Source organism: Streptomyces sp. NPDC036815, assembly GCF_055609205.1.
Genome location: NZ_JBVJPW010000035.1, coordinates 14,120 through 35,691 on the forward strand (window position 1 = coordinate 14,120; position 21,572 = coordinate 35,691).

At 68.7% G+C, this 21,572-nt stretch carries 21 protein-coding genes and 3 pseudogenes; 12 read left to right on the plus strand and 12 right to left on the minus strand.

Annotation, left to right across the window (positions count from 1 at the left end):
• Window positions 1–112: 112 nt before the first annotated feature.
• Window positions 113–652 carry a DUF5994 family protein gene (locus ACZ69I_RS37735; protein WP_470837033.1) on the minus strand — a complete coding sequence of 180 codons (540 nt, stop codon included), beginning with the start codon at window positions 650–652 and terminating at the stop codon, window positions 113–115.
• A 462-nt stretch (window positions 653–1,114) separates the two neighbouring features.
• On the opposite strand from ACZ69I_RS37735, the gene ACZ69I_RS37740 reads away from it, so the two are divergent.
• The 5 genes from ACZ69I_RS37740 (at window position 1,115) to ACZ69I_RS37760 (ending at window position 6,998) form a co-directional block, all read left to right on the plus strand.
• On the plus strand, window positions 1,115–2,221 hold the full coding sequence (locus ACZ69I_RS37740) for a ferredoxin reductase (protein WP_470837034.1): 1,107 nt from the start codon (window positions 1,115–1,117) through the stop codon (window positions 2,219–2,221).
• Between the two features lie 17 nt (window positions 2,222–2,238).
• On the plus strand, window positions 2,239–3,315 hold the full coding sequence (locus tag ACZ69I_RS37745; protein WP_470837035.1) for a fatty acid desaturase family protein: 1,077 nt from the start codon (window positions 2,239–2,241) through the stop codon (window positions 3,313–3,315).
• 805 nt (window positions 3,316–4,120) lie between these two features.
• Window positions 4,121–4,333 carry a hypothetical protein gene (locus tag ACZ69I_RS37750; protein WP_470837036.1) on the plus strand — a complete coding sequence of 71 codons (213 nt, stop codon included), beginning with the start codon at window positions 4,121–4,123 and terminating at the stop codon, window positions 4,331–4,333.
• A 25-nt stretch (window positions 4,334–4,358) separates the two neighbouring features.
• On the plus strand, window positions 4,359–4,718 hold the full coding sequence (locus ACZ69I_RS37755; RefSeq protein ID WP_470837038.1) for an ANTAR domain-containing protein: 360 nt from the start codon (window positions 4,359–4,361) through the stop codon (window positions 4,716–4,718).
• A gap of 1,215 nt (window positions 4,719–5,933) precedes the next feature.
• Window positions 5,934–6,998, plus strand: coding sequence for a serine hydrolase domain-containing protein (locus ACZ69I_RS37760; RefSeq protein WP_470837039.1), 1,065 nt, complete (start codon window positions 5,934–5,936; stop codon window positions 6,996–6,998).
• A 180-nt stretch (window positions 6,999–7,178) separates the two neighbouring features.
• Here the strand turns inward: ACZ69I_RS37760 and ACZ69I_RS37765 are convergent, their stop codons facing one another.
• A complete protein-coding gene (locus tag ACZ69I_RS37765) occupies window positions 7,179–7,964 on the minus strand; it encodes a helix-turn-helix domain-containing protein (protein ID WP_470837041.1) in 786 nt (261 codons plus the stop codon).
• Window positions 7,937–8,092: pseudogene (locus ACZ69I_RS37770) on the minus strand (helix-turn-helix domain-containing protein); the annotation flags it as partial. The pseudogene ACZ69I_RS37770 and the gene ACZ69I_RS37765, both read right to left, overlap by 28 nt.
• 260 nt (window positions 8,093–8,352) lie before the next feature.
• Here ACZ69I_RS37770 and ACZ69I_RS37775 point away from each other — a divergent pair.
• On the plus strand, window positions 8,353–9,120 hold the full coding sequence (locus ACZ69I_RS37775) for an NAD(P)-binding domain-containing protein (RefSeq protein WP_470837042.1): 768 nt from the start codon (window positions 8,353–8,355) through the stop codon (window positions 9,118–9,120).
• On the opposite strand, the gene ACZ69I_RS37780 is transcribed toward ACZ69I_RS37775, so the two are convergent.
• From ACZ69I_RS37780 to ACZ69I_RS37800, 5 genes and pseudogenes are all read right to left on the minus strand, one after another.
• Complete coding sequence (locus ACZ69I_RS37780; protein WP_470837043.1) at window positions 9,121–9,579, minus strand: hypothetical protein; 459 nt, start codon at window positions 9,577–9,579, stop codon at window positions 9,121–9,123.
• A 96-nt stretch (window positions 9,580–9,675) separates the two neighbouring features.
• Window positions 9,676–9,864, minus strand: coding sequence for a hypothetical protein (locus ACZ69I_RS37785; RefSeq protein ID WP_470837044.1), 189 nt, complete (start codon window positions 9,862–9,864; stop codon window positions 9,676–9,678).
• Window positions 9,865–9,984: 120 nt separating this feature from the next.
• Window positions 9,985–10,539 carry a DoxX family protein gene (locus ACZ69I_RS37790; protein ID WP_470837045.1) on the minus strand — a complete coding sequence of 185 codons (555 nt, stop codon included), beginning with the start codon at window positions 10,537–10,539 and terminating at the stop codon, window positions 9,985–9,987.
• 114 nt (window positions 10,540–10,653) lie between these two features.
• Entirely contained in the window at window positions 10,654–11,079 is a 426-nt protein-coding gene (locus ACZ69I_RS37795; protein ID WP_470837047.1) for a hypothetical protein, read from the minus strand.
• Between the two features lie 139 nt (window positions 11,080–11,218).
• Window positions 11,219–11,335: pseudogene (locus tag ACZ69I_RS37800) on the minus strand (VOC family protein); the annotation flags it as partial.
• A gap of 401 nt (window positions 11,336–11,736) precedes the next feature.
• Between ACZ69I_RS37800 and ACZ69I_RS37805 the strand changes: the two are divergent.
• Window positions 11,737–14,496, plus strand: a complete 2,760-nt coding sequence (locus tag ACZ69I_RS37805) for a fibronectin type III domain-containing protein (protein ID WP_470837048.1) — start codon at window positions 11,737–11,739, stop codon at window positions 14,494–14,496.
• A gap of 38 nt (window positions 14,497–14,534) precedes the next feature.
• Here the strand turns inward: ACZ69I_RS37805 and ACZ69I_RS37810 are convergent.
• Window positions 14,535–14,697, minus strand: a pseudogene (locus ACZ69I_RS37810) (L-threonylcarbamoyladenylate synthase); the annotation flags it as partial.
• Window positions 14,698–14,881: 184 nt separating this feature from the next.
• Entirely contained in the window at window positions 14,882–16,057 is a 1,176-nt protein-coding gene (locus ACZ69I_RS37815; RefSeq protein WP_467682720.1) for a PP2C family protein-serine/threonine phosphatase, read from the minus strand.
• Between the two features lie 251 nt (window positions 16,058–16,308).
• On the opposite strand from ACZ69I_RS37815, the gene ACZ69I_RS37820 reads away from it, so the two are divergent.
• Both ACZ69I_RS37820 and ACZ69I_RS37825 read left to right on the plus strand, forming a co-directional pair.
• The gene (locus ACZ69I_RS37820; protein ID WP_470837049.1) at window positions 16,309–16,782 is read left to right on the plus strand and encodes an ATP-binding protein; all 474 of its coding nucleotides are present in this window, start codon (window positions 16,309–16,311) and stop codon (window positions 16,780–16,782) included.
• Window positions 16,783–17,009: 227 nt separating this feature from the next.
• Entirely contained in the window at window positions 17,010–17,258 is a 249-nt protein-coding gene (locus ACZ69I_RS37825; protein WP_470837050.1) for a hypothetical protein, read from the plus strand.
• Between the two features lie 422 nt (window positions 17,259–17,680).
• Here ACZ69I_RS37825 and ACZ69I_RS37830 read toward each other — a convergent pair whose 3' ends face one another.
• Window positions 17,681–18,130: a carboxymuconolactone decarboxylase family protein gene (locus tag ACZ69I_RS37830; RefSeq protein WP_467682717.1), complete on the minus strand. Its 450-nt coding sequence runs from the start codon at window positions 18,128–18,130 to the stop codon at window positions 17,681–17,683.
• 82 nt (window positions 18,131–18,212) lie between these two features.
• Between ACZ69I_RS37830 and ACZ69I_RS37835 the strand changes: the two genes are divergently transcribed.
• Window positions 18,213–19,109 carry a sigma-70 family RNA polymerase sigma factor gene (locus ACZ69I_RS37835; RefSeq protein ID WP_470837051.1) on the plus strand — a complete coding sequence of 299 codons (897 nt, stop codon included), beginning with the start codon at window positions 18,213–18,215 and terminating at the stop codon, window positions 19,107–19,109.
• A gap of 104 nt (window positions 19,110–19,213) precedes the next feature.
• On the plus strand, window positions 19,214–19,699 hold the full coding sequence (locus ACZ69I_RS37840; protein ID WP_470837053.1) for an ankyrin repeat domain-containing protein: 486 nt from the start codon (window positions 19,214–19,216) through the stop codon (window positions 19,697–19,699).
• A gap of 10 nt (window positions 19,700–19,709) precedes the next feature.
• Here ACZ69I_RS37840 and ACZ69I_RS37845 read toward each other — a convergent pair whose 3' ends face one another.
• Window positions 19,710–20,294: a TetR/AcrR family transcriptional regulator gene (locus ACZ69I_RS37845; RefSeq protein ID WP_467682714.1), complete on the minus strand. Its 585-nt coding sequence runs from the start codon at window positions 20,292–20,294 to the stop codon at window positions 19,710–19,712.
• Window positions 20,295–20,529: 235 nt separating this feature from the next.
• Between ACZ69I_RS37845 and ACZ69I_RS37850 the strand changes: the two genes are divergently transcribed.
• Entirely contained in the window at window positions 20,530–21,477 is a 948-nt protein-coding gene (locus tag ACZ69I_RS37850) for an alpha/beta fold hydrolase (protein WP_467682713.1), read from the plus strand.
• Window positions 21,478–21,572: the final 95 nt, after the last annotated feature.

Genomic DNA, 21,572 nt, shown 5'->3' on the forward strand with positions numbered 1-21,572 from the left:
GTGCTGCGCGATCCGCTCAGCGTGCTGGTCGTTGACACGACGGACCAAGAACGCTCCCAGGGAGATCATCGCGAGGACGACAGCGATGGTGAGGCCGGTGTCCATGGCCCCGTCACCTCCCGCAGAGCACGTCGGCGCGTGCAGCCATGGGGCCGCCCTCCGCCTCCCATGCCTCTGGGGCTGAGGGGTGACGGTCCAGCTCATCGGCGATGAGAGCGCTGCCCGTACGGACCATGCGGGGGTCGCAGGCAGCGGCCATCAGCCGTGCGGCGGCTGCCGTATCGGTCTCCGGGGGGATGATCAGCAGGTCCCAGCGCCCGACGCGGTAGGAGAGCAGCAGGAGTTGGTGTGGGTCCTGCTCGGCGCGGAACCAGCCGACGTTGATCACACGGCCGTTGACGGGAATCTTGCGCGGTACGGCGGGCCAGTATGTCGGGTTGACCGTGACGCGCGTGATGCGGCCCCACATAGAGTCCAACAGGCCCGTCAGAGCGGGCAGTTCGCGAGCAAGGTTCCTTGAGCGCGGCCACCAGGCGCCGTCGAGCAGGCCGGTGGGCGGCCCCGGGGGCCTGACGGACACCCGCGACGGAGGGTTCTCGGAAGGGCCGACGGCCGGTGTGACGGACAGAGGTCGTGGGGTGAACGTGGTCATGGTGACGACCTGTCTCCGGGTCTGTTGTGCCCGGCCCGGTGTTATCGCACCGAGAGAGATACCGGCATGGAAGCCGGTCAGAAAATGCTCTCGGTACCGCCAACGTACTCCTGCGACCGTCCCAGCCGCGACACTCGGCCGCGCACCGTACCCGAAAGAAGTCGGCGTCATCTGCGCCTCGGTCGCTGAGTTGCGCTTGGCCGGCGTGGCGCGGCCGCCATCCGGCCATTTTCTGCCCGGCTCAAGGCGCTTGACTCGCGAGATTGCCACGCGCTGCCGTCCCGAACATCTGTGCTTTCTGGTGCCTGCCATGATTCCCCAGCCATTCGCGTCCCGTTGATGCATGGCGCGTTAGCTGCGTTCGGTCTTCCTGGCGTACGGCCGGTCATGGTTAGGCTGCCGTCAACGGGTCGGGACCCCGCCGCAAGCACTGCTGTGCACTGTGACGAGAGGACCTTGTGCATGCCCGAGCCCCGGGGCGTCGCCGGCCTTCTGCGGTCGGCCGCCGATCTGTTGACCAGCCCTGCCAGGCTCGACGACTACCTCGGCCTGGTCGATCCGCTGCTCTGCGCCCGCCGACCGGCGGGCCGTGTGACGGCCGTGCGGCCGGAAACCGCGGACGCCACGACGCCGGCCATCAGACCGGGCCGCGGCTGGGCCGGGCATCGGGCTGGGCAGTACCTGCCGGTCGGAGTGGAGATCGACGGCGCGTGGCTCTGGCGCACCTACTCCCTCACCTGCCCTCCCGGAGGGAACCGCGGTCTCCTGACGATCACCGTCAAGGCCACGCCGGGTGGCCGGGTGTCCCCGCTCCTGGCCCATGGAACGGCGTCGGGCGCGTTACTGCGACTCGGCCCGGCGCAGGGGAACTTCACTCTCCCGGACCCGCTGCCGCCCGGACTGCTGATGATCACCGTCGGCAGCGTCGCCACTCCGGTCACGGCGCTGATCCGATGCCTCACGCGTTCCCCTGTGAGGGGTTCACAGCCGGATGTGGTGCTTGTGCACAGCGCACCAAGCTCCCGAGACGCGATCTTCCATGACGACCTGCGCTGCATGGACCGGCAGTTACCGCGGCTCCGCCTTCATGAGCACCACACCCGGCTGGGCAATGCGGGCAGTGGGAGCCTGACCCCTGAGCGCCTCACGCTCCTATGCCTGGACTGGCGTGAAAGCGAAACCTGGGCCTGTGGCCCCGCCGGGCTGCTCGACATGGTCGAGGAGCACTGGGCGGCGCGGGGCCTCGGAGACCGGCTCCACGTGGAACGATTCCAGCTCGCACCGGTCATGCCGCCAAGCCCCGATGGCCAGGTCGGCAGCCGGGTCGTGTTCACCCGCACCGGCGCCGAGGCCACCGGGGACGCCGCCACCCCGCTCCTCGCCGTCGCGGAAGCGGCGGGGGTACCGATGCCGTACGGCTGTCGACGCGGCATCTGCTTCGGCTGCCTCACACCACTGTCGTACGGCCGCGTGCGCGACCTGCGAACCGGCGAACTCCACGACAGGGCCGGACAGTTGATTCAAACCTGCGTCTCGGCCGCGGCCGGACCGCTGTCCCTCGACGCCTAGGCACGTAAGGGGCCTCCATGACCGCCACCGCCATCGCGCCGACCGCGACCATCCTCAGCAAAGAACTCAGTGCGGCCTTCGGCGAGGAACTCGACCGGATCCGCGCCGAAATCCTCGCCGCGCGAGGCGCTGAGGACGCGCGCTACGTCCACGCCGTGATCGCCACCCAGCGCGGCCTCGAGGCGGGAGGCCGCCTCGCCCTGGCCGTCTCGCTTCTGCCGCCCGCCTGGTGTGCGGGCACCGCCATGCTCTCCCTCGCCAAGATCCTGGAGAACATGGAGCTGGGTCACAACATCCTGCACGGCCAGTGGGACTGGATGGGCGACCCGGCGATCCACTCGACGACCTGGGAGTGGGACTTCCTCACACCGGCCGAGGCGTGGAAGCACACCCATAATCACCTGCACCACACCTGGACCAATGTCGTCGACCGTGACCGCGACCTCGGGTACATCGTCTTCCGGATGAGCGGCGAACAGGGCTGGCGCCCACGCCATCTCGCCCAGCCGCTCTACAACTTCCTGCTCGCGCCCCTCTTCGAATGGGGTATCGCGCTCTACGACCTGGAGCCCGACGCCGTCGCCGCCGGTCGCAAGCCGTTACGCGCGTTCGTTGCCGACCTGAGCGGGTTCCTCGCCAAGGCGGCTCGCCAACTGGGCAAGGACTACGTGCTGTTCCCTCTCCTCGCCGGTCCTTCCGCGCTGCCCTGCTTGCTCGGCAACCTCACCGCCAACACCGTGCGCAACCTCTGGTCGCACACCATCATCTTCTGCGGTCACTTCCCAGGGGACGTCCAGACCTTCACCGAGGAACGGGTGGCGGGCGAGTCACGCGGCGAGTGGTATCTGCGGCAGATCCAGGGGTCGGCCGACATCGAGGGAAGTCCGCTCTTCCACATCCTCAGCGGCAACCTCGGCCACCAGATCGAGCACCACGCCTTCCCCGACCTGCCCAGCAACCGCTACGCACAGATCGCGCCACAGGTGCGTGCGCTTTGCGAGAAGTACAACATCCCCTACGTCACCGGCCCGCTGTGGCGGCAGTACGCCTCCACCTGGGGGCGCATCCTGCGCTTCGCGGTCCCGGTCCGTTGAGCCGGACCGGCGGGTGATGGCACGTCGTGCTCGGGGCCGAAGCGTCGCTTCGGCCCCTTCCGCCATGTCTGCCCGGCGACTACGGCTGAACCGGCGCCCGCGACCGCTGCTTCGCCTGCTGTCGGGCATGTGTGATGGGGCGGTGAGCGGATCGTTGACCGTACGGGGGCACATGGAGACGAGCCGGGCTCGCGCGGCGGTGGCGCGGAGGCCTACGCGTGACGTGGTGGGGCTCCGGAGCCGGGGTGCAGGAGGCACCCTTCGGGGAGCGCGCTGACTGCTCGACGCTGCTGGGGGCCGGGGTGGCGCGGCGGGCGCTAGTCCCCCCGACATTGCCCTCGGACAGGCGTCGAGCGGCCGCCTATGCCGAGCGGCAGGTATTGACACCGGAAACTATCTATAACCTCTGGGCAGGACTACGCTGTTGAAGGAAGCCCTGGCCCCCGGCAGCAACCAATCTCCCCCTATTCCACCAAGCTCGTGACTCCGATCGAGCGGGGAGACCCTTCGCGCCGGGAAGGCCCGCCGTGATCCTCTTGTGCGCCCTCCTCGCCCTTCCCCTGTTCGGTCTGGGCTTTGTGAACTCCCTGTGGTGGCTTGCCGGAGTTTTATTGATCTTCGGATACGTCCACTACGGCAGGCGCGGATCGGGGCGCAGGTATCACGGTGAGGACTCCGGATACGGGGAGTACCGGGACTCACGCGATCGTGAGGACCGCTGGGCCCCCCGCTACCGGCGCCAGCGCCGCGGCCGCTGGACGCGCCAGGACCGCCGCGACGGCATACGCCATCGCTGGCGGGAGTCATGAATCAGACGGTCAGAGCCAGCGAAGAGCGACGGGCCTTGAAGGCCGGGGTGGCCTGGGGAGATACAGCCCTCGCGCAGACCATCATCATGCCTCGCGCGGAGAACGAGACTCCGCACCGGGCGTTGACCGACCACGTGGTGAGCGATCAGGCACGAGGCACGACGATGGCGTCCGGCGCGGGCGGCGAGAGGCAGTTCGCCCGCCACTGACCACCTGCGTGACGAGGGGCGCACCATGCAACAGGCGACCACGGCCCATGAAGCCCGGCACGCGCCGAGCGCGGAACTTGCGGCGGAGATTCGTGCCCTGGTGGCCGAAGTGGCCGAACTGCGCATCCAGAACGAACAGTTGCGCAGTGCGCTGACCAGTCGCGCAGTGATCGACCAGGCGCGCGGCATGCTGATGGCCCTGGCACCGTGCTCCAGTGAGGGGGCCTGGGGCCTGCTGGTGGACGTATCCCAGCACTGCAATGTCAAACTCCGGGTCGTGGCGGCCGCCCTGCTCGCCACGGCCGAGGGCGAGGTGCTCCCGGACCACATGCGACGCGAGCTGCGCGGCGCGCTGCGGCGCCTGCACGCGGTCGGCTCGCCGTGACCGGCAGCAGCGCCCTGCGAGGGGGACGGTAACGAGGCCCATGGGCGGCACCGGGAGCTGTGGACTCAACCCGCCGGCGCCTTCGTCCCGGCCGACCGTCGGACGCTCTCGTCGGGTAGCCCGCACGATGCGCCTTAAACACAGACCAGGCCTCATCTGTTCTGCCTGATCATCTGGGGCGGGACAGACGGGTTGGGCGATAGCGGCAAGCACACGCCTGGCGTTTTTCATGCGCTGCCAACGATCTTTGACCGTACCGGTCACGGCCGACGAAGACACCGCCCTAGACCGGCCCTCACCCGGTTCGTCCTGGTGCGTAAGGAGTGTGGTGTAGGCGTGACTCTGCCCCGAGATAGCGCAGGTGGTCCCCGTGCCGAAACCGGGCGGTAGAGACGGTTCGACTCCGTCCACCCCACGTAAGCCAACTCCCCCATACCCTCGCTGGAGGTGATCCACCATTCCCCGCCCCCCCTTGCTCGGTACCCGGCTGCCCTGAACTCGCCACGGGGGGGCGCTGCCCCGAGACACGCGAGGGAAGCCGAGCAACAACGAGGCACGAGCACGGCCAAGGGATACGGCGTCCGATGGGAACGCATCCGTAAGCGCTACCTCTACGCGCATCCGTGATGGGTGCACTGCTCGCGCACTGTGACGGTCATCGACCGCTTCCCCCGGGTCACGGCGTGCCTTGGTGGCTCGGGATGCCAGTGATCCGGACGCGTGGTCTCGCGTCCGCTGTGTTCGACGTGCCATAACGGCGAGACCGCGAAGCACCAGCCCGGCGGATGGGCAGCCGAACGCGCCAAGCCTCGCTTGCCCGGAGGCCCACCCAGGGGTGCCCCCCTTCCCTCGTCTGGTCAGATCCCGGTTGGCCTCCCTCGCGGCATCGAGATCGGATCGGGCCTCCTCCAATGCGGACTCTGAACAGCAGAAAGGGCGCTGGAGTTGACCTCAGCCGCGTTGGTTCGGAGCTGGGCGCTATCAGATGCGGAAGTTCAGCCGGTGAGGCCGGTTACCTGATGCGCTTGTCCATCCGGCTGCCCCCCGCTCACAAGGGGCGTATCCCGGATGGCTAGTGCACGTTGTTGTTCCTAGCCTCAGGTCATGATCTTTCGTCGTGTGTGGTTATCAGCTGCGGTGCTCGCGCTGGCCGTGTCGTCTCTGACGTCCCTCGCGGCTTCGGCCGCGCCACGCCCCTCCGGCACGGCTTGGTCCGTGCAACGTGACGCCGACGCTCTGCGGGATACCGGGGTCACCGGAGTAGCGGTCCGCCTGGAGACCCCGCGCGGGACAACCACGGCCCGCTCCGGGGTGGGAGACCTGGTCACTCATCGCCCGGTCGCGAACGAGGGCTACTTGCGCCTGGGCAGCACCACCAAAACGTTCGTCGCCACCGTCGTGCTGCAACTGGTGGGAGAGAAGCGGATCTCCCTTGACCAGACGGTGGAGAAACTGCTGCCCGGGGTCGTGTCCGGAACCGGAAACGACGGCCGGACCATCACCGTCCGCGACCTGCTGCAGCACACCAGCGGCCTGTCCGACTACGTCCACGACGTCTTCCCCGACCCCAGCGCCCAGGCCTACTTCGCCAACCGGTGGCGTTCCTACCAGCCCGAAGAGCTGGTCGCGCTGGCCATGCGCCACAAGCCGGACTTCCCAGCCGGCACCCGCTGGGCGTACTCCAACACGAACTACGTACTCGTCGGAATGATCATCGAGAAGATCACCGGCCGAACCTGGGAACAGCAGGTCCACGATCGCATCCTGCGCCCCCTCGGCCTGCGGCACACCGACACCCCGGGCACAAAACCCTTCCTCCCGCGTCCACACACGGCCAACTACCAGCAGTTCGCCATGGATGGCCCGATGGTCGACACCACAATCCCCTACCGCCCCTTCGACAGCGGGGCCGACGGCTCGATGACCGGCACGGCCCGTGACCTCAACCGCTTCTTCACCGCCCTGGTCGACGGGCGGCTGCTGAAGCCAGCCGAGCTCGCTGCCATGCGGACCACAGTCCCGGTGCCGCAGGGCAGCGGCCACCCGGCAGGCACCCGGGACGGCCTGGGCTTGTTCTTCACCCCACTGTCCTGCGGCGGCGGGTACCTCGGGCACGGAGGAAGCGGCTTCGGGTATGTCATCCGCGCAGCCACAACCACGGACGGCCGACGCGCGATCAGTGTCTCCGCGCACAGCCGCTCCGCGGACCCACAGATCGCAGCCCGTCAGGAGGACGCACTGCGCAACCTCATCGACCACGCTCTGTGCCGCACCACCTGACCATGCACTCGGCGCCTCGGTCAGAGCGTTCGTGCCCACCGCGTGACTGCAGCGCACTCTTCGGGAGCTCCGACCACAGCGCCTCGTGTAGGCGGAGGCCACTGATGATGGCTATGACGACGGCCCCTGACGCTGAGGCGGCAGGGGCCAGGCCGGGTCACGTGGCCGGGTCACGCGAGGTCAGGGGTGTAGACGCAGCCGGAGCAGCCCTCGTTGGGCTGGACGGCCTACCGCTGGACGGCCTTTCGCTGGACGACGGAGAAGTAGACCTCCGCTTGGTCCAGTCAAGAGGCGTGGACGGGAGTGTGGGCCATCACGGCGTTCGGGAATGCCCTGGTCAGCCGGGCTGCGGCCTTCTGCCCGCGGTGCGAGGCCGTTGTTCACGATCCAAAACACGCGTTTCGGGCTGGCATAGGGCCCACAGGTCATGACCAACACCTCCGCCTGATGCACGTTGTAGGCGGCGAAGTAGGCCGGGGCCCCGCCGCATCGGTCGGTGTGATGGACCCGCATCGCTCTGGCCTGGCCGGGGGTGAGAGTGGGGTGGCAGCGGCAGCGGGCCTGGACGGAGGTCTTCTCGTCCGCGCTGATGACGTACTCGTCGTCGCCCAGTGCGATGCCCTCGAAGGTGCGGGCATACAGGTCAAGGACGCGCTGGGCCTTGGGGCGGAAGTCCGGGTCGGTGATGAAGATCCAGGACTGGTGCTGCCACGGCTTGAGGGTGTCCTGGGGCAGCCAGCGGCGCACGGTGGAGGCTGAGAGGAAGAGCGCGATGTTCAGGGCGACCGCCTCCCGGGCCAGTTCCGGGCACGACCAGCGCGCCAGCGGCATTCCGCTCTCGGCGGGGAGTCGGCAGGCCAGTGCTTTGGTCTCGGCGGCCTGCACCGGGGTGAACGAGGCCGGGCGGCCGTAGGGTTCGCGTTCTCGGAGTCCGGTCGTCCCGCCTGGGCGAACCGGCCCCGCCATCGGCGCACGGTGTCGATGTGCAGTCCGGTCTCCCGCGCGATACGCGCATTGGAGCGTCCGCGCGCGGCTTGCAGGACGGCCTGGGGGCGCATCCGTAGCTGGTGTTCGATCCGGTGGCCGTAGGCCATCTTCTTCAACTGCGCACGCTCGGCGGCGCTTGGGGGTATGGGTCAGGCCGGGGCAACAGGCATGGCGGACCGATCTTCAAGTGGATCACGAGCAGGCCTGGCCTGCCCCGCCCGTCGCCCGGCGGACCCACCACGTCCCTGCGGGCACCGGTCAGGCAGGATGAACCGCCATGCCCGTTGCCGCGGTCTCCACCCGCAGGTTCGAAGCAGCGGTGTCATGAATGAGGGCCGGGGCCACTGCGGGCGAGACGACAGGAGACATGATGAAGCGCATCGGGATCATCGGCGTGGGCGAAATCGCCCGCGCGATCGTGGACGGCCTGTGTGACGGCATCGAGGAGCCGCCCGAGATCTACCTCTCGCCACGAGGCGCCCGTACCGCCGCCGATCTGTCCCAGCAGTATCCGAACGTGCGGGTGTGCAACGACAACCAGGATGTGGTTAACCGCTGCGCGTTGGTGATCCTCGCCGTCCGCCCCCAGGACCGTGACGAGGCCCTCGCCGGGCTCCAGGTCGGCGGCGACCAGGTCGTGATCAGCGTCATGACCGGCGTCGCCATCAGCGAACTGCGCCAAACTCTCGGCACCGACGCCCCCGTAGTGCGCGCCATCCCGCTGCCCGCCGCGCGCGAGCGCCAGTCCGTCACCGTGACCTGCCCCACCCACCCGGCCGTGGACGACCTCTTCGGCCGCCTCGGCGGGACACTCCCCGTCGCGGACGAAGCGACCCTCAACGCCTACCAAACCCTGACGGCCACGCTGACCACCCACTACTGGTACCTGGCCACACTCACCGCCTGGGCCGCCCGCCACGGCATTCCCACCGAGGACGCGGACCGCTACATCCGCGGCCTCTTCCAGGGCGCCGGACGCGCCCTGAGCGACAAGACCCGCTCCCTGCACCAGCTCGCAGCCGACCACGAGACACCGAAAGGAGCCAACGAACGCATCCGCACCACGTGGTTCGACACCACCAACTCCGACGCCCTGCAGAAGACACTCGACGCACTCCTCTCCGACCTCAAGTAGTCAAGTGAGCGGACAAGGGGGGCAATTGGCGATGCGTAGCGACCGCCACACGCGGCTTCCCTGGATGACCCACTCCGGTAGGAAACTGGTGACGATCCCGACGTCGTGCGATCCGGCCGTCAAGGCGTATAGGTAACGCCAGTTGCCCCGGCCGATGTTCGACCAGTACTCGTCGATGCCGTTGAGCGTCCCCATGTGAAGGGAGCCCACGGGCTGAGTGTTGAGCGCCCCCTGGATCGCGACCACGCTGTTGTCCCGTGCCAGGACGCGCACGCCGGTCCCCCGGTCGGCGCCGACCTGCATGTTCCATGTGGCGACCCGGTGCGTATCCGGGTTCGCCGCGGGCGCCGTGCCGCCACCCGTCACCAGGAAGGTGCTCAGCATGAGCGCGGTCGCCAGTACGGCACCCAGGCGGTTGGCGGCGACCTCGACGGCCTGCGAGCCTGTCCTCCCGGACATCGCACGGTCCAGGAACAGGAAGCCATCCCTGGGTGGCAGGATCGGTGGGACCGGCGAACCCGGCCGCCACCTTGGGGTGCGTGCCTGCCTCGGAGATCACGACTCCGCCGTAGGAATGCCCCACCTGGACGGCCGACCGTCCAGCGCGTCGATTGCCTGCCGCAACGCGGTGACGTCCCCGGACAGGGACAGCGCCGGATTCTGCACGATGCCGACCTTGTACCCGTCCCGCGTGCGGCCACGCGAGGAAAGCCAGGCGGGGGCGAGCGCGGCCGATTCCGTCAAGTGACGTAGCTCGGCGCCGACATCGATCGCTGGAGCCTCACCGCCTGACGGTCCCTCGGGGTCCTACCGGCCTCCCACCAGTAGGACCCCGCTCCCAGGGTGGAGAAGTCACCGGGCGCGTCAGCTCCGAAGGGTCACCAGGGTGATGCCGGCCGCTACGGCGCCGAGCGCCACGGCGGCGAGGCCGTGCACGAGCCGGTGTGCGCGCAGTACGGGAAGGAGCCGATCGGCCGCGAGCCTGCCGGGTCCTGTCAGTGCCAGGCTCGCGGCGGCGACGAGGAGCAGCAGGTCGAACTCGATGCCGGTGGGGTTGAAGAATCCGCCGTCCCACTTCACGACAACCACGTTGAGCATGATGCCCACGATGCCCGCCCCTGCGAGCGGCGTGAGCAGACCGGCCACGAGGCCCAGGCCGCACAGGGTCTCGGTGAGCCCGGCGACCACCGCCATCGTCCGAGCGGCCGAGTAGCCGCTGCTCGCGAAGAAGTCCGCGGTGCCGTCGAGGCCGCCCCCGCCGAACCAGCCGAAGAGCTTCTGGGTTCCATGGGCGGCCATGGTCAGGCCGACCGCCCAGCGCAGCAGCAGGAGCCCGGCGTCACTGCCTGACCGGGAGGGCGCGGGGAGGGAGGTGGCTTCGTTCCGGGATGTGGTGCGCGTGCTGGTGGAAATGGACATGCGTCTCTCCTGTGAGTGAAGGCCGTACGTTCGGCTGCAGCCGAAGGCATGGCGAAGTCGCGCCGACCGGCCTTGTCCGGCCCTGTCGGCTTGTTTGCGGGTGGAGAGACCCGTCTACGTTCTGATGATCTGGATTCCGTACAGGTCGACCGACGTCGTGTCCGAGTACGGCGTACCGGAAAGGGCCAGGAGGGTACACGGGGGAACCGGCGGTGTGGCCGTCGGTTTGGGGACGGGCGACCCCGGCTGTTCGGGGCGCGGCACCATCGCGCCGTGCGGATCCGTCGGCTGACCGTCGTGGCAGCCCCGGTCGTCATCGGGGGAGTCCGCCGAGGGCGCGACGTAGGAGACGGTCGCGGTGCGGGCGGTCGACTCTCCAGGGGATGCCGAAGCCGTCGACCCCTGGATGCCGAAGAGGGGCACGAGAAAGAGGAAGACGAGAGTGAGCAGCGTCGTACGGGCCGTGCCGCCCTGGGGCCGCATCAGCCGCGTCGTCGCGCTCCGGCCGTTGCGATGACGGCGCGGGCCTCTCTGGCTCATGCCGGGCACCCTACCCGTCTTGAACTTTCAAGTAAATCTCCCCACTGCTGTCCCGGCGGCCGACGTGGAAGTGCCGGGCGACGTGAGCGGTCCGCCCTCTCGCTGAGACCTGGCTATGCAGGGGGCCTGTCGTGGGAGGTGGGTGGTGGGTGCGCACGACGTCGAATTCGTTGCCCTCGGGGTCGGCCATGACCGTCCATCTGTGGGCGGGGCCCTGGCCCCCGTCCACTGTGGCGGCACCGAGGCCGAGCAGTCTGTACAGCACGAAGGACCTGACCTCGACCTTCGAGCGGAAGCACACCACACGGGAGTCGGAGCACGCCGACGGTGAGGAGTGGCTGGCGGTGGGCCGCCTCATGCACAGGGACGGCTGCTGCACGCCCATCGCCCGAGAAGACCGCCGCAGGCACCCCGTGCGTTCCAGGGAGGCGTTCCAGGGAGGCGTTCCAGGCACCACACGTTTCTCCAGCTCAAGCGCGACTTTCACGTTCCGGCGTCCCGCATCTCCGGGTTCTTCTGGCGGTCGGGGCAGGTCCTGACGCAGGCTCCCCCGGCGGGGTCGTTCGGGCGCTCGGCGCGCCCACCCACCCGGGGGGGCGGCGCAGGCCCGTGAAGCACGTCCCGCGCCTCCTGTTGTCCGACGTCCCGTATGACGTCATGAGTGGGAAGGACGTGCTGACCGGCATGCCCACAGTGCGCACACCAGGCAAGAGACCGGGAAAGACCCGCAAGAGACCCGGGGCGCGTCACTCCGCGCACCGCCACCTCCTCACCTTCGTCGTCGCCCTCGCGCTCCTGTGCGTCGCGGCCACCGAGTCCGCCGCCGCCCGGGGCCCCGCCGCCGCACCGGCCCGTCCGTGCGCCCTGCACGCGTCCGGCGGGGGCGGGGACCAAGAGGGAGCCGTGGCCCTGAGCATCGGCTGTGCGAACGAGGCGCGCGGTGAACTCCGCGGGCTGGCGAAGAGCGGCGACGACCTGATGGTCGTGCTCGACTTCAAGGGCGACAAACGCGTCCACGACCACATCGAGGTCGTGGTCGACGAGACGCGTGCCGACCGCAGCGCCGGCATGACGCTGGGCGAGTCGTTCACCAAGAGGGCCCGGGACAACAGCGTCGGCATCTACCCGCCCACCGAGGGCGGAGCCGATTTCGACGGGGAGCTGTTCGTCGTCGACAACACGCTCGTGCTGGTGTCCCCGGCGGGCGGCGTCAGTACCGAGGCGAACGTGTGGCAGAAGCTCGCCGCCGGGATCGTGTCCCTGGCCGTCCTCATCGTGTCGACGGCGGCATGCCTGGCCGCCTTCAACGTGGGGGCGCCCGCGGCCGCTCCGGTGTGCGGCGCCGTCGGCGGTGCCCTCAGCGGCTTGGTGAGCGAGCTGATGAACGCCTACTTCGACGGCAGATCGCTCCAGGACGGTGATGTCTGGGCGGAGGCCGTGGCCATGGGAATCCTGGGCGCGGTCTCAGGCGGCCTCGGCGGAGCGGTGGTGAAGTGGGCCGCGGAGGGCGCCGGCTCCCTGGTCACGGAGGTCCAGACCAGTCTGCGCAACCTGGCGACCAGGCTCACGAACTGGGGCAACGTCCTGACGTTCATGGCCGGACGGCTCGAGGGCTGGGGCCCCCGGCTCTCCGAAGCACTGGCCCGGCTCCAGGAGGGCATACGGGACACGCCCAAGAAGGTGATGGTCGTCGGCGACTCGATGACCCAGGGCGCCGAAGGCGACTGGACCTGGCGCTACCGGCTGTGGCAGTGGTTCAGGAGCCAGCACATCGACGTCGACTTCGTCGGCCCGTACAAGGGGACCAAGAACCCCGTCGCACCGGCGGCCCCGGCCAGACCGCCGCTCCAGGGAGAGGACCAGGAATCGTCCCTCGACGACCCGCCCGTCTCGGGCGCGTACGCCGCCGGAGTCTCCCCCGACTTCGACCGCGACCACTTCGCGGTCTGGGGGCGCCAGGTGGCCCAGGACAAGAAGCTGATCGGCAGGATGGTCGCTCAGTACCAACCCGATCTGGTGCTCGTCGGGCTCGGGTTCAACGACATGGGCTGGTTCGTCAGCGGTGCGGACGGCACGCTCAACAGCATGAAGGACCTGATCGAGAACGCGCGTGACGCCAAACCCGGCGTCCGGTTCGCCGTGGCCAACGTCCCCCAGCGCTCCTTCATCGGCGGGCGCGAAGACCTGCCGGTCACGACCGCCGACTACAACGACAAGCTCGGCAAGGCGGTCTCGTCCTGGAGCACCCGCGCATCCCGGGTTGAGCTGGTGGACTGGGCCGGCGCGTACGACTGCGGCGCCGCCAGGTGCCCGGCTGGCTATGACGGCCTGCACCCCAACGCCCGCGGGGAGTTCCAGATCGCGCGGGCCTTCGCCCTCACCCTCCACCAGCGGTTCGGCATCGGTACGCACGTGCCTGACCTTCCGGCCTCGGTCCCCGCACGACCGGCGCCCGCGGTGCCCGGACCTGTCGCCGAGTCCGTGCCCACCGGAATCAAGGTGACCTGGCGCCCGGTCTTCGGTGCTCGCGGCTACACCGTCCGCAGTCGTCTCGTCGGCTCGGGCACCTGGCAGGAGATCCCCGTGTCGACGAACCGTTTCGACACGACCTGGACCGCAGACGGCCTGAACTGGGAGTACCAGGTCCGCACCGACAACGCCGACGACGGCCGCTCGGAGTGGTCGGCGACCGTCAGTGCGGTCGCGCACCCCAAGACCGCGGCCCCGCCCGAGAAGATCGTCACCCGCGCCACTGCCACGGGCGTCGACGTGTCCTGGCAACCCGCCAAGGGCCCCTACTCGGAGCACGTCGACCGGTACGAGGTCATCACCTGGGACAGGGACAGCCCCGGCGCCTTCCTCGAGAGCAAGGCGGTCAGAGGCACCTCCCTGCACGTCGGCGGCCTCAAACCCGGCCACCGCTATCTCGTCGCCGTGGTCACCTGGAACGACGTGGGCGGTGGTTTGCCCGGCGGCGCCAGGCCGGTCAACATCGGTGCCGGTATGCCTCCGGCCCCCACCGACCTGACGATCAAATCCGTCGACCCCGTATCCGTGCATCTGAACTGGAGGGGGTCGAAGGAGGCGGCCGGCTACCGCGTGTGGGTGCGCAACAACTACACGGGCGGCGGCTTCTCGGCCGACGAGTACATCTCGGAGACCACCGACCGGGGCATCACCTTCTTGTTCCCCGGCAACTGGAACTTCGACTTCTGTGTCACCGCCGTCAACGGCTCACTGGAATCGGGCAGGTCGAACTGCGTGGCCCTCCAGAAGCCGCCGCCGACGGACCCGATCGAGCCCCCGTCGACCGGCAAGCCGAAGGAAGCCGTGGGGCTGAACCCGGGCCTCGAGAAGCTCATGCGCCTGCGTGCCCAGTCGGACCCGAACGCCACGGCGGCCCTGCCGACGGGCTGAGCCACCGGAACCGAACGGAAAGCACACGGCACCGCGCGCTACTCGAAGCGCGCGGTGCCACCCGCTCCCGCCGGACGATCTCCGCCTCACCCTCGGAGAAGTCGATGGCGGTGGTCGGCTCCGTACCGCAGTCCCCGGAGTCATCACCGCGTCCACGACGTGGTCGAGGCGTTCCCTGGTGCCCCAGCCCTGGGTGAGCGGCCCCTACGGCCGTGTGACAGCTGCCGTCAGCCGATGCTCGTAGAGTCCCCCGTTACCGTTTTCGCGGCTCCGCAACTGGGCCTCCGGCCTTCGGGCCCGGGGGCATCGACGGACCGCTGATGAGGAGTTTGAGTACCGGCATGACAGCAGCACCGACTGCTCAGCTTCACGCAACACCACGAGCTCAGTTAGCGAGTGCGCCGTGCCAGTCCACGCACAGGACTGTCGCGTCGTCCTTCGGCGCCTGCCCACCGTAGGCATCGCCGACCGCGCCGACCAAGGAACGCACGACCTCGCGCGGGTGATCGTCGGCGGTGTCCCGCAGGATTTCCGCCAGATCGACTGCCTGGGCGTCGCGTTCCTGCATGCCGTCGGTGTGCAGCAGCAGGCGGTCGCCGGGGAGCAGGTCGAGGTCCTGTACGTGGTAGGGCCCCTGCTCGGGCCAGCCGAAAGGCAGGTTCACCCGCAGGCGCAGCTCCTCGACCTTGCCGTCGCGCAGCCGAAGCGGCCAGGGGTGGCCGGCGTTGATGAGCTGGGCACCGCCTCCGTCCAGGGCGATGCGCAGCAGCTGGCCCGTGGCGAAGGTGCGGTTGCCGTGGTCGAAGACGGCTTGGTGGGTCTGGCGGGCCTGCTCGACAAGGTCCTCCCCCGCACGGCGGGCACCCCGCGAAGCGTTGACGAGGAGGGTAGCCATGAGGGAAGCGCTGACGTCGTGGCCCATGGCGTCGGTGATGGACAGGTGCAGGGTGTCGTTGTCGAGGCTGTAGTCATAGGTGTCCCCGGCAATGGTGGAGGCCGGGACCAGAGCGCCCGCGAGCGTGAACTGGGGCGCCTCACAGCAGGAGGCCGACGGCAGGAGCTGGCGCTGGATCTCCGCCGCGAGGCTGACCGTGGTGGTGCGGTTGCCCCAGTGGTACAGGTCGGTGAAGCGGCGGTCGGTGACGATGATGTACGCGAGTGCGTGCGCGGTCTCCTCGACCTGCTCCAGCATCTCCGGCGTGATCCGGGTGAGGAACAGCTCCAGCACCCCGATGGTGTCACCGCGGTTGGTGACGGGTGCCAGCACCCGCCGCCCTTCCTCACCGGCCGGAGCCTGAACCAGCTTCTGGGTGCGCAGAACCTCGTCGTACACGCTGCTGCCGACCAGAGGGACCTGCTCGGCGCGGTCCTCACGCAGGGTGCCCGCCGTGTCATGGACGCGCAGCAGACGCCGTCCGACGACGTCGACGAACAGGAGCGATACCGACTTGGCCCCGAAACGGTCGCGAAGGTTGCGCGCCACGACATCGAGCGAGTCCACTGGCGCGGCCGCTTCCGCCGCCGCCAGCACCTCGGCCAAACCTATCCGGTCACTGAGCATTACAACCTCCTGATCGAGGTACTCCTTCCCGCCACCACAGCGATATTCACAGGCGTCAGCACCTGTCCCATATCCAGGGATCTGCGTAGTTCTGCTCGGCGGACCCGTGACGGCTGCGTTCGGCGCGGGCCCTCTGTGCAGGTTCTACTGAATAGCTGTCTTTGAACATGAGCGTGATCGTTCTGGTGTATTTCGGGTTTGGGGGTAGGGGCTGTCCTGACACTCAGTGCTCAGGAAGCGGGCGGATCGGTATGGACGGGGCTGCCCGGGATGGGGTTCGGCTGCCGGACGACGAGGTGGTCAAGGTGTCGCAGGCGTACGAGGGCAGCACTGGTGACACCGCTCTGGGGCGAGAGCTGGCCCGCGTCTTCCTGGCACGTTTGCAGTCGGATCGTGGGCTCCCGGTGTCCGAGCGGGCGCTGGGCATGGTCCAACTGGTAGTCAGTGAGCTGCTGACGAACGCCTGCAAGTACGCCCCCGGCCCGTGCTTGCTCGATCTTGAACTGGTGGAGGGCCGGGTCGAGGTGTCGGTCTGGGACAGTGCGCCGGTCCTGCCGGTGGCCAGGGCCACCGATCCGGGCCGGATCGGCCAGCACGGCCTGGAAATCGTGATGGCGGTGTGTCAGAGCTTCTCGGTGCACCGCGAGGTGGTCGGCAAGCGCACCACCGCCGCGGTGATGCTTACCGACGATCCCGGGGGAAGCACCGCGCGGCGCCTGCCTTGAAAGGGGCTGGCGACGCGAGGCACCGTGGCGTGATCGTCAGGATTTTGTGCAGTCCGCTGCGAGGGTCTGCGGGTAGTCGACGCCGCAAGGCTGGAATCCGCTGGTCTCAGGACCAGAAACAGCGAAGTCACAGCTCAGGACGCGTTCGACTACGTAATCGCCGATTTGGTGGGTGGCCCCCTTCGGCATGACGCGCAGCATCCGCCGCCCCGGGCCTGTACCACCTCGTGGGCTTCGACCTGCGCACCCCCGCCGTCCTGCGTCTCTACCTGAGCTGGGACTACGGCACCCTTGGCGTGGACGTTGCGTTGTATGACGATGACACCCGCCAGCTCCGCAACGTGGGGTGGTGGGTCTCAGCCAAGCTCATGGCCATCCTCAACCCCGATGACCGCGAGACCCTTCCCGCACACCGCGTCGACGAGGCTGCGGATCCGCTGTGTGACGCGGTCTATGACCTGACCAGGTGGGCATGAGCAGTTCCTACTCACCCGGACAGACCAACACCAGACCCGGCAGCGGCGATCGAGGTGGGCATCCCCCGGCCGCCACATAGCCCACAGGGGAATGGCCCCCCAGGCCCTACACGCACTCCAGTGCGATGGAGCTACTCAAAGGCCCCGGTATCGCACTGAGGCGTGTGGAGGCCCTGGGGGTCATGCGACCCTCATGCGCCGAGCTCTTTCCTCGTAGCGCCGGCGTACCTCGTCAACGGGCGCGTCTACGGCCGCAGCTCGCCCACACCATCTGATGGCTCGGGCGTCAGGAACCCGCTCGCCCCATTGGCGTGGGCGATGATCTGTGCGGTGATGGGTACGGGCATCTCCTCGGACGTACGTCCCCGGGCGTTCGTCGTGGGTGCGGCGAGAACCGGCGTCCGTCAGCCGTGGGCGTGGGCTCACCAGGTCTTACCGGCCTGCTCCCGGATCGTACGGTTGATCCGGTTGAAGAAGTTGGTCATCGCGATCTCCAGGATGATCGCGCCCAGTTGCTCCTCGGAGAAGTGATCGGCGGCCGAGTCCCAGACTTCGTCGGTCACCCCCGGCGCACCGTCCTGGATCCGGGTGGCGGCCTCCGTCAGCTCCAGTGCCGCCCTCTCCTCCTCCGTGAAGAAGGGTGTCTCGCGCCACGCAACCACGTTGTGCAGCCGCTCATCGGTCTCCCCGACCTTCTTCGCCGCGTCGATCGAGGCGAAGACACACGGGCTGCAACCGTTGATCTGACTGGCCCGCAGGTGGATCAGCGACAGCAGGCGCTGGTCCACGCCACCGGCGTGAATCGCCTTGTAAAGGTGCTGTATCGCAGTGGCAAGATCGGGGTTCATCGCGCTCTTCATACGTGCTTCCATCAGTCCGCTCCTTCATCGGTTACCTGCGCCCTTCCGGGCTCGTCATCACCCATGACGGAGCGGATCCGAGGAAGGTAACAACATGTCCCACACCAGCCCCACGAGTACGAGTACGAGTGCAAGCCCGGTGACCGAGGCGTTCGAATCCCAGCGTGGGCGGCTGCTCGCGGTCGCCTATCGCGTGCTCGGGTCACACGCCGATGCCGAGGACGTGGTTCAGGAGGCATGGCTACGCCTCTCCCGCCAGGACGCGGCGGCCATCGACAACCTCGCCGGATGGCTGACCACGGTGGTCGGCCGGATCAGCCTCGACGTCCTGCGATCGCGTCGGGCCCGCCCCGAGGCGTCCTACGACGACCAGTTGCCCGTGCTCGTCGTCACCCTCGACGACGGTCCGGCTCCCGAGGACGACGCGGTCCTCGCGGACTCCGTGGGGCTCGCGCTCCTGATCGTCCTCGACTCTCTCGGGCCGAGCGAACGGCTGGCGTTCGTGCTGCACGACCTGTTCGCGGTGCCGTTCGACGAGATCGGCAAGATCCTCGGCAAATCCACCGCTGCCGCGAAGATGCTCGCGAGCCGTGCCCGCAGGAAGGTCCAGGCGAGCGAACGGCCCGCAGGCGTCGAGCAGGAGCGACGCCAGGTGGTCCAAGCCTTCCTGGAGGCGGCACGCTGCGGCGACTTCGAGGGATTGCTACGGGTTCTCGACCCCGCGGTGAAACTGACCGTCGACACCCCTGCCGGTGAAGTCGTCGTCCTCGGAGCCACCGAAGTCGCCGCCGGCGCACAACTCGCGGCCGGGGCAGCCGCGCTGGGGCGGGCGGCCATCGTCAACGGGCTGCCGGGGGTCGTCTCCTGGCACGCCAACGGCGCCCCGCTGTCGGTCCTCGCGTTCAACGTCGTCGACGGCCACATCGCCGCCGTCACAGCCGTGGTCGACCCGGCCAAACTCGCGCTCATGGACCTTCCGGCTGCGGCGTGAGAGACGGTACTTCTGGTGGCTGCCAGGGTGTTGGGTTCACGGCTGAGCCGGTGAACTTGGCGGACCGCCTGGTGAGGGCCGCAGGTGACGGTGATGTCGGACTGGTGAAGCGGCTGCTCGAGACAGGCGATTTCGCTGCCGACGCGCGGAGCAGCGATCAGTGCACAGGGTTGGATCAGGCGGTACGTCGAGGGCACGCCGGTGTCGTGAGCGCTCTCGTCGAGGCCGGTGCGGATCCGGAGCAGAAGGTGGGAACGTACCGCGAGACCACACCGCTGTGCCTGGGGGCGGTCCACGGGCACACCTCAGTGGTGAAGTGTCTCCTCGATGCAGGCGTGCACCCCGATGCCAGGAACGCAATGGGCCACCTGCCCTTGGTCCTCGCGGCCACAGCCGGCCAGGAGGGACACATGTCGACCGTGGACCTGTTGCTGGACCGTGGCGCCGACGTCGACGCGGAGATGAGAAACCGCACCGCCCTCGACTGGGCGGCCGGATTCGGACAGGCGAACATGGTGCGGCATCTGCTCGGCCGCGGCGCCACTTCGTCGCCGCGCGAGGCAGAGCGTAGGGGTGTTCCGGGCCGGTGAGGGTCTCGGGTTACGCGCGCAACACGTGCGACAGCGCGTCAACGGTCACACCCACGATCGCCAGGAGCTGCGCCGGGCTCGCCCCGGCCCTGCTCATGACCGCGAGCGACTGGTTCACCGCCGCCACGTGCAGGGCGAAGGCCTCGGCGTTCTGGTCGGTCAGTCGGGCAGCCTTCAATGCGGTGCGCAGGCGCTGGCGCTGGAGGCCGAGGGACTGCCTGGCATGCGCTGCGGCGCTCGGACTCAGCACCGGGATTGCCATGGCCGACTGGGCGATCAGGCATCCGTCAGGCAATTCGGGATCGGCGATGCGTTCGAGGGTGACGTCGAAGAACGCACGAACAGCGGCAACGGGCTCCGAGGCTGCGCACGACAAGGCGGCGTCGTACTGCTCGCCGTAGCGCGCGGCGTAGAGATCCAGGCACCGCAGGAAGAGCTTGTCCTTGTCGCCGAGGGAAGAGTAGATGGAACTGCGGTTCAGGCCGGTTGCGCGGGACAAGTCGTCCAGCGAGGTGTCGGCGTAGCCGTCGCGCCAGAACTGGATCATCGCGGCGTCGAGCGCCTTGTCCATGTCGAACTGCTTCTTGCCTGCCACGCGGGCACTTCCTTGCCGATGTGTCGATGGTTCGGACCGTGTTGCGCACCATCTTATCTTGAACTGGTCAGTTCAAGATGTGCTAGCTTGCAAGCGTGGTCATGGCCGCCAGGCATACCGCGCACTTCGTGACCACGCGAGACACAGACCTCGTGGTCCCGCCTCGTGGTCCCGGTCACCGCCGTCGGCCGCACCGCCCCAACCACCCACCTGACACCGACGGAGGACCCCCGTGATGACCGGCCCGGCAACCAGCACTCCGCACGTCTTCGAAAGCAACCCCGTCCGCGACCTGCCCCTGCAGCATCTGACCGGATTCACTCACCGCTGGGTCGACGCGGACGGCGTCCGCCTTCATGCCGTCGAAGGCGGGCGGCCGGGCGGCCCGACCGTCGTCCTGCTCGCCGGATTCCCGCAAACCTGGTGGGCCTGGCGAAAGGTGATGCCCGTCCTCGCCGCTCGGTTCCACGTCATCGCGATCGACCTGCCGGGTCAGGGCCACTCCGAGCGTCCGGAGCGTCCGGAGCACAGCTACGACACGCATACGGTGGCCGCGTGCGTCCACAGCGCCGTGCAGGCCCTCGGCGTCTCGACTTACTCCTTGGTCGCCCACGACATCGGCGCCTGGGTGGCCTTCTCCCTCGCTCTCACTTACGAGAGCCACCTGCGCGGGGTCGCTCTGCTCGACGCCGGGATTCCCGGCATCACTCTCCCGGAGGCCATTCCCACCGATCCCGAACTCGCGTGGAAAACCTGGCACTTCGCGTTCCACATCGTGCCCGACCTGCCCGAGACGCTGCTTGCCGGGCGCGAACGCGAGTACGTCGACTGGTTCCTGAGGATGAAGGCCCTGTCTCCCGACACGTTCGACGACGCCGAGATCGACCACTACGCGGCGGCCATTGCCGCAGACGGCGGCCTGCGCGCTTCCCTCGCGTACTACCGGGACGCCGCGGAGTCGGCGCGCAAGAACCGCGAGGCGCTCAAGCGGCGGCACCTGACCCTGCCCGTCCTCGGAATCTCCAGCAGCCACGGATCCGTTCCGGACATGGCCGCCGCGATCGGCCCATGGGCCGACAACACCACTCGAATCGTCGTGCCCGACGCTGGACACTTCATCCCCGACGAGCAGCCCGAAGCCATCGCTGCCGCGATAGCAGACTTCGTCAGTGACGACGACTGACACCCGTCGTCGAACCGACCCAGCCGACCCGACCGCGCCGCCCGAGGTCGCGCGAAACTCGCACCACTCGGACCAGCCGTGTGCCGACCAGTGGG

What these genes read in the sequence shown, in the direction of transcription:
- ACZ69I_RS37735 (WP_470837033.1), bottom strand. Translation starts at nt 652, where the DNA reads ATGACCACGTTCACCCCACGACCTCTGTCCGTCACACCGGCCGTCGGC.
- ACZ69I_RS37740 (WP_470837034.1), top strand. Translation starts at nt 1,115, where the DNA reads ATGCCCGAGCCCCGGGGCGTCGCCGGCCTTCTGCGGTCGGCCGCCGAT.
- ACZ69I_RS37745 (WP_470837035.1), top strand. Translation starts at nt 2,239, where the DNA reads ATGACCGCCACCGCCATCGCGCCGACCGCGACCATCCTCAGCAAAGAA.
- ACZ69I_RS37750 (WP_470837036.1), top strand. Translation starts at nt 4,121, where the DNA reads ATGAATCAGACGGTCAGAGCCAGCGAAGAGCGACGGGCCTTGAAGGCC.
- ACZ69I_RS37755 (WP_470837038.1), top strand. Translation starts at nt 4,359, where the DNA reads ATGCAACAGGCGACCACGGCCCATGAAGCCCGGCACGCGCCGAGCGCG.
- ACZ69I_RS37765 (WP_470837041.1), bottom strand. Translation starts at nt 7,964, where the DNA reads ATGGCGGGGCCGGTTCGCCCAGGCGGGACGACCGGACTCCGAGAACGC.
- ACZ69I_RS37775 (WP_470837042.1), top strand. Translation starts at nt 8,353, where the DNA reads ATGATGAAGCGCATCGGGATCATCGGCGTGGGCGAAATCGCCCGCGCG.
- ACZ69I_RS37780 (WP_470837043.1), bottom strand. Translation starts at nt 9,579, where the DNA reads ATGTCCGGGAGGACAGGCTCGCAGGCCGTCGAGGTCGCCGCCAACCGC.
- ACZ69I_RS37790 (WP_470837045.1), bottom strand. Translation starts at nt 10,539, where the DNA reads ATGTCCATTTCCACCAGCACGCGCACCACATCCCGGAACGAAGCCACC.
- ACZ69I_RS37795 (WP_470837047.1), bottom strand. Translation starts at nt 11,079, where the DNA reads ATGAGCCAGAGAGGCCCGCGCCGTCATCGCAACGGCCGGAGCGCGACG.
- ACZ69I_RS37805 (WP_470837048.1), top strand. Translation starts at nt 11,737, where the DNA reads ATGAGTGGGAAGGACGTGCTGACCGGCATGCCCACAGTGCGCACACCA.
- ACZ69I_RS37815 (WP_467682720.1), bottom strand. Translation starts at nt 16,057, where the DNA reads ATGCTCAGTGACCGGATAGGTTTGGCCGAGGTGCTGGCGGCGGCGGAA.
- ACZ69I_RS37820 (WP_470837049.1), top strand. Translation starts at nt 16,309, where the DNA reads ATGGACGGGGCTGCCCGGGATGGGGTTCGGCTGCCGGACGACGAGGTG.
- ACZ69I_RS37830 (WP_467682717.1), bottom strand. Translation starts at nt 18,130, where the DNA reads ATGGAAGCACGTATGAAGAGCGCGATGAACCCCGATCTTGCCACTGCG.
- ACZ69I_RS37835 (WP_470837051.1), top strand. Translation starts at nt 18,213, where the DNA reads ATGTCCCACACCAGCCCCACGAGTACGAGTACGAGTGCAAGCCCGGTG.
- ACZ69I_RS37850 (WP_467682713.1), top strand. Translation starts at nt 20,530, where the DNA reads ATGACCGGCCCGGCAACCAGCACTCCGCACGTCTTCGAAAGCAACCCC.